Source organism: Robertmurraya massiliosenegalensis JC6 (assembly GCF_000311725.1).
Taxonomy (GTDB): domain Bacteria; phylum Bacillota; class Bacilli; order Bacillales; family Cytobacillaceae; genus Robertmurraya; species Robertmurraya massiliosenegalensis.
In genome coordinates this window covers 74,206-87,072 of sequence record NZ_HE978518.1, presented here as the reverse complement: position 1 = coordinate 87,072, position 12,867 = coordinate 74,206, and the positions used below count along the sequence as shown (strand labels likewise).

The 12,867-nt window shown below is 36.5% G+C and carries 15 protein-coding genes; 4 read left to right on the top strand and 11 right to left on the bottom strand.

What is annotated here, in order from left to right; all coding sequences use genetic code 11:
- Positions 1–428 precede the first annotated feature (428 nt).
- A complete protein-coding gene (locus tag BMSHG_RS26765; RefSeq protein WP_019156746.1) occupies positions 429–1,520 on the top strand; it encodes an ATP-binding protein in 1,092 nt (363 codons plus the stop codon).
- Positions 1,521–1,616: 96 nt separating this feature from the next.
- Positions 1,617–1,805 carry a hypothetical protein gene (locus tag BMSHG_RS22645; protein WP_019156745.1) on the top strand — a complete coding sequence of 63 codons (189 nt, stop codon included), beginning with the start codon at positions 1,617–1,619 and terminating at the stop codon, positions 1,803–1,805.
- Positions 1,806–1,835: 30 nt separating this feature from the next.
- Here the strand turns inward: BMSHG_RS22645 and BMSHG_RS22640 are convergent, their stop codons facing one another.
- The 8 genes from BMSHG_RS22640 to acnA form a co-directional block, all read right to left on the bottom strand.
- Complete coding sequence (locus tag BMSHG_RS22640) at positions 1,836–2,138, bottom strand: hypothetical protein (RefSeq protein ID WP_019156744.1); 303 nt, start codon at positions 2,136–2,138, stop codon at positions 1,836–1,838.
- Between the two features lie 18 nt (positions 2,139–2,156).
- On the bottom strand, positions 2,157–2,582 hold the full coding sequence (locus tag BMSHG_RS22635; RefSeq protein ID WP_019156743.1) for an acyl-CoA thioesterase: 426 nt from the start codon (positions 2,580–2,582) through the stop codon (positions 2,157–2,159).
- Positions 2,582–4,924 (bottom strand): AAA family ATPase, encoded by a 2,343-nt coding sequence (locus tag BMSHG_RS22630; RefSeq protein WP_019156742.1) that lies wholly within the window; start codon positions 4,922–4,924, stop codon positions 2,582–2,584. The genes BMSHG_RS22635 and BMSHG_RS22630 overlap by 1 nt, the downstream gene beginning before the upstream one ends.
- Before the next feature lie 108 nt (positions 4,925–5,032).
- The gene (gene tlp / locus BMSHG_RS22625) at positions 5,033–5,263 is read right to left on the bottom strand and encodes a small acid-soluble spore protein Tlp (protein ID WP_019156741.1); all 231 of its coding nucleotides are present in this window, start codon (positions 5,261–5,263) and stop codon (positions 5,033–5,035) included.
- Positions 5,264–5,390: 127 nt separating this feature from the next.
- A complete protein-coding gene (locus BMSHG_RS22620) occupies positions 5,391–5,543 on the bottom strand; it encodes an acid-soluble spore protein N (RefSeq protein WP_019156740.1) in 153 nt (50 codons plus the stop codon).
- A gap of 66 nt (positions 5,544–5,609) precedes the next feature.
- On the bottom strand, positions 5,610–5,741 hold the full coding sequence (locus BMSHG_RS22615) for an FbpB family small basic protein (RefSeq protein WP_019156739.1): 132 nt from the start codon (positions 5,739–5,741) through the stop codon (positions 5,610–5,612).
- A 161-nt stretch (positions 5,742–5,902) separates the two neighbouring features.
- A complete protein-coding gene (locus tag BMSHG_RS22610; protein ID WP_026073590.1) occupies positions 5,903–6,442 on the bottom strand; it encodes a peroxiredoxin family protein in 540 nt (179 codons plus the stop codon).
- Between the two features lie 634 nt (positions 6,443–7,076).
- Positions 7,077–9,785, bottom strand: coding sequence for an aconitate hydratase AcnA (gene acnA, locus BMSHG_RS22605; RefSeq protein ID WP_019156737.1), 2,709 nt, complete (start codon positions 9,783–9,785; stop codon positions 7,077–7,079).
- A gap of 323 nt (positions 9,786–10,108) precedes the next feature.
- Between acnA and sspO the strand changes: the two genes are divergently transcribed.
- Positions 10,109–10,258, top strand: a complete 150-nt coding sequence (gene sspO / locus BMSHG_RS22600; RefSeq protein WP_026073589.1) for a small acid-soluble spore protein O — start codon at positions 10,109–10,111, stop codon at positions 10,256–10,258.
- A 49-nt stretch (positions 10,259–10,307) separates the two neighbouring features.
- On the opposite strand, the gene BMSHG_RS22595 is transcribed toward sspO, so the two are convergent.
- Positions 10,308–10,571, bottom strand: a complete 264-nt coding sequence (locus tag BMSHG_RS22595) for a hypothetical protein (RefSeq protein ID WP_019156735.1) — start codon at positions 10,569–10,571, stop codon at positions 10,308–10,310.
- A 151-nt stretch (positions 10,572–10,722) separates the two neighbouring features.
- Between BMSHG_RS22595 and BMSHG_RS22590 the strand changes: the two genes are divergently transcribed.
- Entirely contained in the window at positions 10,723–10,866 is a 144-nt protein-coding gene (locus BMSHG_RS22590) for a small acid-soluble spore protein P (RefSeq protein WP_019156734.1), read from the top strand.
- Between the two features lie 55 nt (positions 10,867–10,921).
- Here the strand turns inward: BMSHG_RS22590 and selA are convergent, their stop codons facing one another.
- Positions 10,922–12,328 carry an L-seryl-tRNA(Sec) selenium transferase gene (gene selA / locus BMSHG_RS22585; RefSeq protein ID WP_019156733.1) on the bottom strand — a complete coding sequence of 469 codons (1,407 nt, stop codon included), beginning with the start codon at positions 12,326–12,328 and terminating at the stop codon, positions 10,922–10,924.
- A 431-nt stretch (positions 12,329–12,759) separates the two neighbouring features.
- A partial coding sequence (locus BMSHG_RS29520; RefSeq protein WP_019156732.1) for an Rdx family protein occupies positions 12,760–12,867 on the bottom strand: 108 nt, incomplete at its 5' end.

Below are 12,867 nucleotides of genomic sequence, written 5' to 3'. Positions count from 1 at the left end.
ACTCTTATTTCACCGAATGTTCTCCTTAGAGAATTTATCGTTCTTTATTGATAAAATTCTACAAATTTTGTATACTGATGGTATGAAAGTCTTAACAATAGGCAAAAAGCTTCAATTTTCGCTTAATTTTTAACTTTTTATGCAAATGAATCGATTTCACAATCTATGAAGGTACATGAAAAAACGAACATTTCTAGCATGAATTATTCGAACCCTACCTAAAAATTCTATTATTGTTTAGAGTTAGAATCGTTCGTTTTTCAATTTGTGAAGCACCGTTTTGAAATTGATTCAAATACATACATATCTTGATGTTTTTCGCCATAGACATATAAAAAAACAACTTTCTCTCATTCAACATTGTCACTTTGTAGTGATAAATAGGAACAATTGAAGAGAAAGTTAAATGGAAGAAGGATGGATAAAAAATGGAGTGTAATCAATATGTTAACTTACCTTTTCCCTATTTCTGTATCGATGAAAAATTTATTGTCATGGCGACATCAAAAAACATACAGCCCCCTCCGGTGAATATGAGTGACATTTTAGACACTGATGATTTAGAGACGTTTCGGCAGTTCATCTATGAGAGTGAAGATGATCAATCGGAAGTGTTTCTATTAAACTTACAGCAAGATTTAGCAACCCCCTACCGAATTCATAAACAACATGAATCGAATATGATCCACTTATTTTGTCATCCGTTAGAATCTAGTGCTAAAGAAAACTTCAAACAAATGAAAATAATGAGAGAAAAACTGCGAATGGGAAAGCTTCAACTTCAAGAGCTCAAGATAATAAAAGATAAATATAATCAATTGGAGCTTCATTCTAGTTATCTCTCAAATGTTGGCCAGCTTGCTGCAGGGATTGCCCATGAAATTCGTAATCCACTAACAACAATAAAAGGTTTTATTCAATTAATTAAACCCTATTTAATTGAAATAGAAAAAGACCAGTATGCGGACATTGCATTGAATGAAATTGAACGTGCCAATCAAATCCTTTATCAATATTTGAATGCAGCTAAGCCACAGTTGAACGAACAGAAGGAAATAAATATTAATGATTTATTAAAAGATATTGCCCTCCTTTACGAAGGAGAAGCAAATTTGAGAAATATTGAGCTAGAAACAAGCTTTCAAGCCAATATCCCTTCAGTGCGAATGGAAGAAAATCAATTAAAGCAAGTATTGGTGAATATGGTTAAGAACGCTATGGAGGCGATTCAAGCTAGCCGTCGAATTGAAGGGAAAATCCAGTTGTCAAGTATGCGAATGAACAATACGATTGTGATTAGTATAAAGGATAATGGGTGTGGATTAAGTGAGGATTCGTTAAACAAGCTTTTTACCCCCTTCTATTCTACAAAAATGTCAGGAACAGGACTGGGGTTATCCATTTGCAAACAAATCATTCATGAAAGTGGAGGAAATATTGAAATTTCAAGTCGTTTAAACGAAGGAACTACTTTTCGTATCCAATTGCCGATACAAGCAAAGTGTCAGCTGCACGCCTAATTCTTCAATGAGAATTCAATAAACTGTCATAGAAATGATTCTCCAAAGAGCCAGAAATCTTTTACAATAAAAGAAAAGTAAGGTCGGTGATGAATCATGAAGAAGACTGATTTACTTATTAAAGATTATATATATATGACAGAGGTTTCCGACTCGAAAGAGAAAGAAGACTTTGAAATTGAGCTTTATCCGCTTGGAAGTGACTTAAAATGTGCTGATTCTCCAATTAGAGTCATTCATAATTTTGATGAGTTAATCGATTTTTTTGAAGAAGAAGAAGGGTAAAAAGTGCGAAATGGTATTCGCACTTTTTACTTATAGTTGCTTATTTAATAGATTGGTCCATTTCTTTTCTTTTAGGAGGATTTCTCTTTCTCGCTCCCCGAGCAAATCATAATGAGAATAACCATCTTCTCGTATATGGATCCATTCTTTTCTTAGTCCGTGAACTTTCCCCCATTCTTCTAATTTCTTTAGATCCTGACAGCCTACTTTTGTAACTGTTTTACAATCTGGAAAACGCTCATCTATCCAATAGTGTGTTAAAAAGGCTATTTCTCCCTGATCGATCGAACGTTTCCAAGCTCGTAGTTCTTCCCGCTTAATTCCAAAGGCCATAGTGCCCTCCTTTTTTCGTCATAAATCCATTTTTTTAGCTTTCTCATAGGCTTCATGCCAATCAGGATATTTTCTTTTAATAGATATAGGACGAAAACTATCTTTTTTTACACAAACATGGATGGATTGTCCAGTTACAGCTATCTCTCCATCTTCTGTAAAGATCTCATATCCATAGGTCACTTTTAAACCATCGTATTCCTCAATCCATGTGTTGACTGTCGCTGTTTCTCCATAGCGTAATGGCCTTTTGTATGAGACGTGAATATCCAGTACAGGAGAGATAATACCTTCTTGTTCTAATTCAGCGTAATTGAAGCCTAGTTGTTTAATCAATGTTGTACGACCAACTTCCATCCAAACAAGGTAATTGGAATGATAGACTACACCCATTTGATCCGTTTCTGCATAGCGTACTTCTATTTCTTTTGTCGCAATTTCCATCAGGAGTCCCCTCTTCTCAACTTATTTAATGATCTTTCTACATCTATTTGTTGAATCATCGTTGCTTCATGCATGACATTTTCGATTTCTCCTGACTCTATTAACCTTAGTGCTTGTGCTTGAATGACTTCATCCATGAAATTTGTGGCAAATCGCCCATTACCATCAATGGGCATTTTCGATAACTCATTCTTTAAATAGTTTTGTGCATCAAGCGAAAGTGCATATTGATAGTTCGCTCCGTAAAGCTCCATAATTTCAATGAGCTCAGCAACCGTATAGTCATGGAAATGAAAGAACTTCTTAAAACGTGATCTTAATCCAGGATTACTTTCCAGCAGCTGCTCCATTTCATGAGGATAACCAGCGAGAATTATCACAAGATTTTCATTCTGTTTTGTCATTTCATCAACTATTGTATCAATGACCTCTTTTCCAAAATCTCCTGATGAATGGCTTAAAAGGGAATAAGCTTCATCGATGAAAAGGACGCCACCAAGAGCTTCACGTATTTTTTTCCTTGTTTTAATTGCCGTTTGTCCTACATAGCCAGCGACAAAATCTGCTCGACTTGTGATGAGTAAATGTCCCCGTTTTAAAATCCCGCATTCCTTTAAAGCCTGTGCATAAATCTTCGCCACTGTAGTTTTTCCCGTTCCAGGATTGCCCATGAAAACAGAATGAAGTTGTAATGGAAGGACGGGCAGATTATGTTCTCTTCTCATTTGCTGGATTTTCACAAAAGAAATCAATCTCTTTACTTCTTCTTTTACTTCATCAAGACCAATTAATTTGTCTAATGCTATATGGGAGTGGGTAGAATTTTCTTCTTCGCCATTTCCAAAATCTTCTTTTTCTAATAGGGTGTAATCAAGGATCGTTTGTTGGCCCGCTGTCTTTGCTCCTTTTTGAAAAATAGCATCAAGTATTAGATTACGAACGGTTCTTGCATTACCAAATGTCTCATCAACCCGTTCTTTTTCAAGGCGTTTTCTAAGTTCGGATTTGGCGTCATCCGTGAGGACATAGTCATTTTCTTGCGCAAATTTCTCGGCAATTAAGATCAACTCGTCTTCACTATAATCCTCTAACTCGATCAAGTTTGATCTTGGAAAACGGCTCCGAAGTCCTGGATTGGCATCTAGAAATTGTCTCATTTCCTCTGGATAACCAGCTAATACAACTGCAAATTTTCCCCCGAATTCTTTTCCGGTCATTAAGGAGACGAGCGTATCGATGGCGGTTTGTCCATAATCGTTTCCTGTTTGGCCCTCTCTTTTTAAACTGTAGGCCTCGTCAATAAAGAGAATGCCCCCTAATGCTTTTTCAACGATTGCTCTAACGTTTTCTTCTGTTTGTCCAACGAATGCTCCAACTAGTTGTGAGCGATCGGCTTCAATTACCTCTTTTCGCGGCAAAACTCCTAGTTCATGATAAATATTGGCAAGTAAGCGAACTAGGGTCGTTTTTCCTGTTCCGGGATTCCCGGTTACGATCATATTTAGACTCATTTCATCCTTTGTTTGGAACCCCATTTTCTTTCGAGCTTTTTGATATTTAAGAAATTGATAATGCGCTTTAACTCGCTTTTTTACTAAATGTAAACCAATCATGGAATCTAATTCGGTTAATGAACTATGTGGTTCAACTGACTCTTCTTCTTGAAATTGTTCCTTCCATTCATCTTTAATTCTTTCCATATTTTCAAGATGGGCTTTCATATCATAAAAATAAGTCGTATTGTAAAAAGAACCAGAAATGGTTTGTTCGAATTCTTCCGCCGCTTTTCTAACACCAACAACAGCTTCAATTGCTTTATCGAGAAGGTCCACCAATGTATCATATTTATGTATTAATTCTTGAATGCCAAGTTCTTTTACATTTTTGGCTCCATCTTGTAACTCTTCCAGATGTTCTTCGTTTTCCTGCAAAAAGAGTTGGCATAAATCGATAATTTGTTCTGCTGTTTTCTTTTTTTGTTGGCGATTATCTGTTTCTCGAATCATTGGAAACTGCAGACTTGTTAAGACATCCTCTTTCGCTTTCCATTGATATTGAGCGAGAAACTGTTTCGCTTCTTCATTTTTTTGATTTAAGCCGTGTGCTTTCTCCATCCATGCCCGTACAACTGAATCGTCGTTATTGATTTTTTTCATTCTCGAAATAGCCGCTAAAGATAATAGGGTGGAAAGGTTCTCCTTATCCATATCTTCATTCAACATTTTTATTTGTTCCAATAGTAATTTTTCATTTGCAATAACCCCTGTTTCTGCAATTTCTTGCTGCCATTGGGTAAGGAGTTTTGTAAATTGCTTTTGTTGTTCTTCACGTTGACTCATCATTAATATCACTTCTTTTCTAACCTATGTACCCTTTATCTTATCAAATTTTTACCTTTTCACAAAAAAAATAGACCTGATTGGTGATCAGGCCATTGTAGGGTAAAAAAACTATTCTTGATTATGCTGAGCTTGGAACTCATCTTTTATTTCTTGACGCAAAGAGTCGATACTTTCACGTCGTTTTTCATTTTTGGCAGCAATTTGACTGCGATCTTTTTCATTAGAAAACTCCATCGTAGCTTCTGCTTCCTCCATATTTTCAATCGTATTATGAACCATTTCTTGTAGTTTTTCTACATTGTCACTTCGATCATCCGGTTTTGGCTTATTTTGAGTCATTGTAAACCCTCCTAGGAATAGTTGTTGTACAGATTTAGTTTGCAACCAACATCTAAAAATATATCACCAGATTTTGTAAAATAATCCTCGATAAAAAAACTCGCCATATGGCGAGTTTTATCCTATCTTATTCACCTTTTGTTTGAATCACTTGGGCATGCTTACCTGACGTATCTTGCATTTGCTTACCCTTGTTGCCACCAAATCCTCTCGATTGTGTACCGATATGATTGGGTGCATAAGGTTCTGGATTTCTTCTATGCCTTTTATGTTTGCTCATGATGATCCCTCCTAAGCTTAGTATCAGCTTGAAAGAGAAATTCATAATTGGCAAGTTCTATAAATTTTAACGCGCTTGTCCTAAACGTTTCTTTTCTAATCTTTGCTCAATTTTTTCGAGAGCTTCTTGATCTTGTAAAAGCTGACGTTTATTTTCTGAAACAAGTTCTGAAAAAGAGCGCTTTCTTGGTTTTCTCATATTAAATCACCCTCCTTACCACTATTGTAACAGTCATTATCTCCATTAAATATTAAAATTATTACAACTTTTTGAAAATTTATGTGATTGAATTTCTCCATTGTTAATTTATGCCAAGTGATTCTTGAGGGTTAAAAAAACCTTAGTGTTTGACACTAAGGTTAAAGATCTTTTGTTAACTCTCTCATCTTCTCAACCGTCATTGCACCGATAATTTTATTTTGGATGACCCCGTTTTTATCAATGAAATAAGTCGTTGGAATCGTTAAAATTCGATACATCTTCATAACTTTTCCATCTTTATCTAATAGTACGGGAAAATTAATTTTCATATCATCAACAAAGCCTGCGACATCATAGCTTGTATCAATATTAACAGCGAGGATTTCAATCTCATCGCCTGCTTCAGTATAAAATTTTTGTATATCAGGCATTTCTGCTTTACAAGGTGGACACCATGTAGTCCAAAAATTCAGCATGATTTTTTTTCCTTTTAAATTGGAAAGTTGTACATTTTTGCCGTCTAAAGTGGATAATGTAAAATCTGGCGCAGTTGCACCGATTTCAGGTCCCTGATTAGTGGTAACTGGGATGGCGGAAGCATTTCCATTGTTTTCGATCTTTTTATCATTTATAGCATGGCTTATGCCGACTGATAGTAAAATTAGAAATACAAGACTTGCTGCAATTCTCTTTGCCATAAATAATCCCCTTTCATTCCAATCTATGGTTAGTATATCCTTTTTCAGATAGAAAAAAAGCTGAATATTGTAAGGGATTTGTGAAAACATAAAAAAGGAACACTTATCATTAAAATTGTTTCCACTAGAATTCGTCATAGTATTCCAAATTGTTGCTTTTTTAAATTTCGTAAAAGGTAAATTAAGTTGTTTATAGGTTGACATTTATTAATCCCTAATTTTTTATAAACATACTCCATTGACTAGCCCCACTCTTATCATTCCGTAATTAGATGAATTCTAATAATCTCTACGTACTAACTCTATATACAATAGAAAGCTTCAGTTTATCTCATTTGATCCAAACATCTCTCACTCTTAAGCGGAATTTTTCCTGTTATTTTTTCAATGGAGTCCCTTTTAGAGAAAATAACGGAAGATTTTCCGGTTATGGAGAACAAAATCGTTTATTTTGTCATTTTTTGAGAGAATAGCAGGAATTTTTCCTGTTAATTCGGCTCTTTTTCGTGATGCTTGCTCATTAAGCGGAATTTTTCCTGTTATTTTCTCATACCGATACGGTCTATACGAGGGAATTCCTAGGCAATAAAAAAGCACTCATACAAAGAGTATGAGTGCTTTTAACGATAGATTATTAATTTGCTAGTTTTTCGCGAAGTACAAGTGGTAAAATTCCACCATGACGGTAGTAGTCGATTTCGATTTCTGAATCAAAGCGGACGATTGCTTCAAATACTTTCTTTGTACCATCTACATCAGTAGCTGTTACTTTTACTAGCTGACGAGGTTTTACATTTTCATCAATAGCAACATCGATGACTTCATTCCCTGTCAATCCAAGTACTTCAGCATTTTCCCCATCTTTAAATTGAAGTGGAAGAACGCCCATAAGCGCAAGGTTAGAACGGTGAATACGTTCAAAGCTTTCCGCAATAACGGTCTTAATTCCAAGAAGGTTCGTACCTTTGGCAGCCCAGTCACGAGAAGAACCCATTCCGTAATCTTTCCCAGCAAGAACAACCAATCCTGTGCCTTCTTCTTTGTACTTCATGCAAGCATCATAGATAGACGTTACCTCTCCAGTTGGCCAGTAAGTAGTGAAGCCACCCTCTGTACCTGGTGCGATTTGGTTACGAATACGGATATTCGCAAATGTACCGCGCATCATAACTTCATGGTTACCACGACGAGAACCATAAGAGTTAAAGTCGCGAATTTCAACCCCATTTTCACGTAGATATTTACCGGCAGGAGTGTCCTTGCCGATAGCGCCAGCAGGTGAAATATGGTCAGTTGTGACAGAATCACCAAACTTTCCAACGACACGTAAACCGGATAAAGGCTTCACTTCGTCTGGATCAGGCTTTAAGCCTTCAAAGAATGGTGGGTTTTGAATATAAGTTGAACTGTCATCAAATGAATATAGTGGTTCATTACTTGTTTTAATTTCATTCCAACGCTCATTATCACTAAAGACGTTTTCGTATTCTGCTTTAAAGAGCTCAGGTGTAACTGTACGTTGTACAACTTCATTGACTTCAGCAGTTGATGGCCAAATATCTTTGAAGAAGACATCATTTCCATCTTTATCCTTGCCTAGTGATTCCTTTTGAAGGTCAATATCAACCGTTCCCGCTATTGAATAAGCAACTACTAATGGTGGTGAAGCTAAGTAGTTTCCTTTTACTAATGGGTGAATACGTCCTTCAAAGTTACGGTTACCTGAAAGAACAGATGTAACTAGTAAATCATTATCGGCTATGGCCTTTTCAAGTTCAGGTTTTAACGGACCTGAGTTACCGATACATGTAGTACATCCATAACCAACAAGGTTATAGCCAAGTTGCTCAAGGTATTGAAGTAATCCTGAATCACGAAGATATCCTGTTACAACCTTTGAACCTGGTGCTAAAGATGTTTTGACATATTTAGGTACTTCTAAGCCTAATTCTGTTGCTTTCTTTGCTACTAAACCAGCGGCAACGAGAACATAAGGGTTAGATGTATTTGTACAGCTTGTAATGGCAGCAATGGCAATGGCACCTGTTTTCATTGTTACCTTTTCACCATTATCCAGTTCCACTGTTACTTCTTTTTCAAGTTCAGATGCTTCTAAACCAAAGCCTTGGTTCCCTTGAGGTGCAGTTAAAGCTTTATTAAATTCTGCTTTCATTTGAGAAAGTGGAATTAAATCTTGTGGACGTTTAGGACCAGAAAGATTCGCTTCAATCTCTGCAAGATTGATCTCAATCACATCAGTATATACAGGTTCTAAGCTTGGATCAAAGAATAATCCAGTTGCTTTGCTGTATGCTTCAACAATTTGAATTTGCTCTTCAGAACGTCCAGTTAAACGCATATAGTCAAGGGACTCAGTATCAACTGGGAAGAATCCACATGTTGCCCCATATTCAGGAGCCATATTAGCGATCGTTGCACGGTCAGCTAACGGTAGTGACACAACGCCAGCACCGAAGAATTCAACAAATTTTCCAACTACCCCGTGTTGACGTAGTACTTGCGTTACTTTTAAAGCTAAGTCTGTTGCTGTTGCACCGTTTGGAAGTTCACCTGTAAGTTTTACTCCTACTACTTCAGGAACTGGGAAGTATGAAGGTTGTCCAAGCATTCCTGCTTCTGCTTCAATCCCACCAACGCCCCATCCAAGAACACCGATACCGTTAATCATCGTTGTATGAGAATCAGTACCAACTAATGAATCTGGGAATGTTTCGAATTCACCATTTTCACCTTCAACTGCATGAACTACATTTGCTAAAAATTCTAAGTTAACTTGGTGAACTATACCTGTTGCAGGTGGTACGGCACGGTAGTTATCAAACGCTTTCTGTGCCCAGCTTAAAAATTGATAACGTTCAGCATTGCGTTCAAATTCTAAATCCATATTTGCTTGAAGCGCATTCGCTGTACCGTATTTGTCAACCTGTACGGAGTGGTCAATGACCAAATCAACTGGTTTTTCAGGATTAATTTTATCCGGATCTCCACCAAGGTCTGCCATTGCTTTACGGAGTGATGCAAGGTCAACAACTGCAGGAACTCCAGTAAAGTCTTGAAGAATGACACGTGAAGGTTTGAATGGTACATCAACTTCTTTTACTTCATCTGTTCCCCATTTTGCTAAGTTTTCAACATGCTCTTTTGTAATAACGCGGCCATCATATTGGCGTAGCACTGATTCTAGTAAAACTTTAATCGAATATGGTAGTTTCGTAACGTTACCAATACCAGCTTCCTCAAGTGCGCCTAAATCATAGTAGTTATAACGCTTTCCATTAAGCTCAAATGCTTTGCGAGCGCTATAAACGTCGTTTTTTGACATATGAATTCCCCCTCTTCATCATATACCGCTTGAAAAGTTTGAATATTTACTCCCATCCGAACTTTTCTACAATCCTATATTAATACAGTCTTCTACATAAGTAAATAACAAGAAAGTTATCGTTTTTGATAAGATTTTCTTATTTTAATTCAGATTTCCACTGTAAAAAGCGTCATAATACTTTTTTTATTTCTTATTTTTTTAAAAAGAAGATATATTATCTCTATTATCGCAAAATAATAAAAAGTTGCATGAAGTTGTTTATTGAAAGAGATTGCATGACTTTATGACAGAAGGAGAAAGTAAACATGGAGGTGAAAAATATGACGAAGAGAAAAGCAGATCATATCATCGAAGGAATGAATGCAGCGAGCGCTCAAGGAAAAGGAACTGGTTATAATGAAGAATTGGCAAATGAACCACTGACACAAGCTCAGAAGCAAAATAATAAGAAACGTAAAAAGAACCAATAATTATAAAAATAAGGACTTCAAATCTTGAAGTCCTTATACTCTTTTCTTTTTAAAATTCTGTTTGATTCACTTCACTTGCTATTGCACTTACATCTTGTCGAAACTGCTCTAATTGTGATTTTTGATGTTCGGATGCAACTTCTAAAGCATTCTCAATTTGCTGAAGAGCTTCATTCACCTCTTGCTGCAAATGCTTCAGTTGATGTCCGTAATTTGCGCTTTCTTTTACAATTTCATGATAAAGCTCTTGAGCTTCGTTCACTCCCTGCTGAGCTGCTTGAAACGCTTGCTGTTTGTTCTTATGGTATGGCAATGTTGTATACTCCCTTCATCTATTCATTCTTCTACAATAGTTTTCAAAAGAAATATGTGTTTCTTTCGTTAAAATGTGCATTCTAAACGAAAAATATTCGGAATAAATGAGGTCAAAAGACTGCATTCTATGACTAGGAGGGATGAACAGTATGAATAAAAATGATGGAAAAGATATGCGAAGAAATTCTCCAAAGGGAGAAAACACAGGACAACCAGAACCGTTAAGCGGTTCGAAAAAAGTAAAAAACCACAACCACACTCGTCAAAAAAACAATCAACATCATGATATGTAATGAGGAATAACAAAATGGACTGAGACGCTTATTTCAGAGCTTCAGTCCATTCTATTTAAATAGAAACGAATGCTTCAAGAAGAATGTCCTCTTCTTCTTTTGTCACACAGCGAAGGTCAATTAACGTTTCTTCCTTCTGAATTCTGACGATGATTGATGGTGAAAATTCAGTCCGTAACTTAGTGGCTAATTTCTCTGCAGAGTATGTGCGATGCTGTAAAACTAATACAAATGTTGGAAGTTTTACTTCAGGCATCGTTCCTCCTCCTACCTGACTTTCCCCCTCGATGATATCGACAATATATGCATCCGTTCTTTTTTGAAGTTTGCTCTTAAATTGTAGCGATCTTTCCTTCATTTCTTCTTTATTTGTAAGTAAATCGCGGACAACAGGAATATTTTTAATCGCTTCTTCGCCGAGTAAGTAGTCCATTAATGTCCCTTCTAATGCAGCCAGTGTCATCTTATCGACACGAACAACGCGGGCCAGTTGATTTTTCTTTAATCGCTCAATAAGAGGTTTCTTTCCTACTATTATCCCTGCTTGTGGACCGCCAAGAAGCTTGTCTCCGCTGAAGGATACGAGATCAACACCTTTTTTTAACACTTCGGCAACAACGGGTTCTGTTCCGAACCCGTGCTGTTGATAATCATATAGGGCACCACTTCCTAAATCTTCATAAAAAATAAGATCCTCTTGCGTTGTTGTTAATGCAGCTAATTCTTCCGTTTGTAAAGATTTTGTAAAGCCTATGACTTTAAAGTTACTCGTATGTACTTTCATGATCATCGATGTATGTTCATTCAACGCCTGTTCATAATCGTAAAGATGGGTTTTATTTGTAGTTCCTACTTCAACTAGAGTCGCTCCACTTTCTTCCATGATTGATGAAATTCGAAAAGAACCCCCGATTTCCACAAGTTCCCCGCGCGATACAATAACTTCTTTACCTGTAGCTAGCGTACGCAAAACGAGATATACAGCAGCCGCGTTGTTGTTTACCACCATTGCAGCTTCTGCACCAGTGATATTTTTAAGCAATTCTTCTACATGAGAATGGCGTGAACCTCTTTGCCCTTTATCAAGATTATATTCAAGATTAGAATACGATTGTGCAGTTTCTATCACATGCTCAATCGCTTTTGAACTTAAACGTGCTCTTCCTAAGTTCGTGTGTAAGATCGTGCCCGTACCATTAATCACTTTCTTTAGTGTATATTGAAATTGATGATTAAGTATTTCTTGTAATTGAATAAACAATGACTCAATGAATTCTTTGTTTCCTGGAACGGGTCCATCCCATTGCCCGTTTAATAGTTGTTTTCGAGTATGTTCAATCGTTTCTTTTATTAATGAAGTAAGGTACTCTTCTTGTATACCAAAAGCTTCGATCAATCGTAAAAAACGATCATCTTTCTGTAATTCATGGATCGGCGGTAAATATCGTACAGTCTCCTTCATGAAAATTCCTCCATTATCTTCTATACATGGACATTATATCATTTTCTAAGTTGTGGAGTGGTGTTCATTATTTAGTTAACATAATATTATTATGTTTAATTTAAAAACGGATGGGTCAAAAAGATGGTGATCACAACTTTTTAATTCTAGTTTGGAGTGTATAAATTCCCTTGCAGTTGGAATCTCGGGATGAAAAAATAACAGGAAAAACTCCGCTTAAGGGTGAGAGATGGTTGGAGCGAAATAGGGTCTTTTTAGACAAAACGATAATCGCGTAGACTCTTGAAGGCTAATTGATGTTTCCCACGATTTTTTTGTGCGAGGAAAATCGTAAATCCTGCGTTAATACAAAATAAAGAAAGGTGAATTTGAGTATCTCAGGATTCACCCTTCTCATGATTTGAAGCTAGTTATGTTCCAGCCACCTTACATTACATCTTTTCCAATAATTCAATCACTTCTTTATTTTTCGGGAATAAGCCTGTATCTAGTTTCGAATAGATTTTCTGTCCGTTCACGATTACTTCAAATGCTCCGCC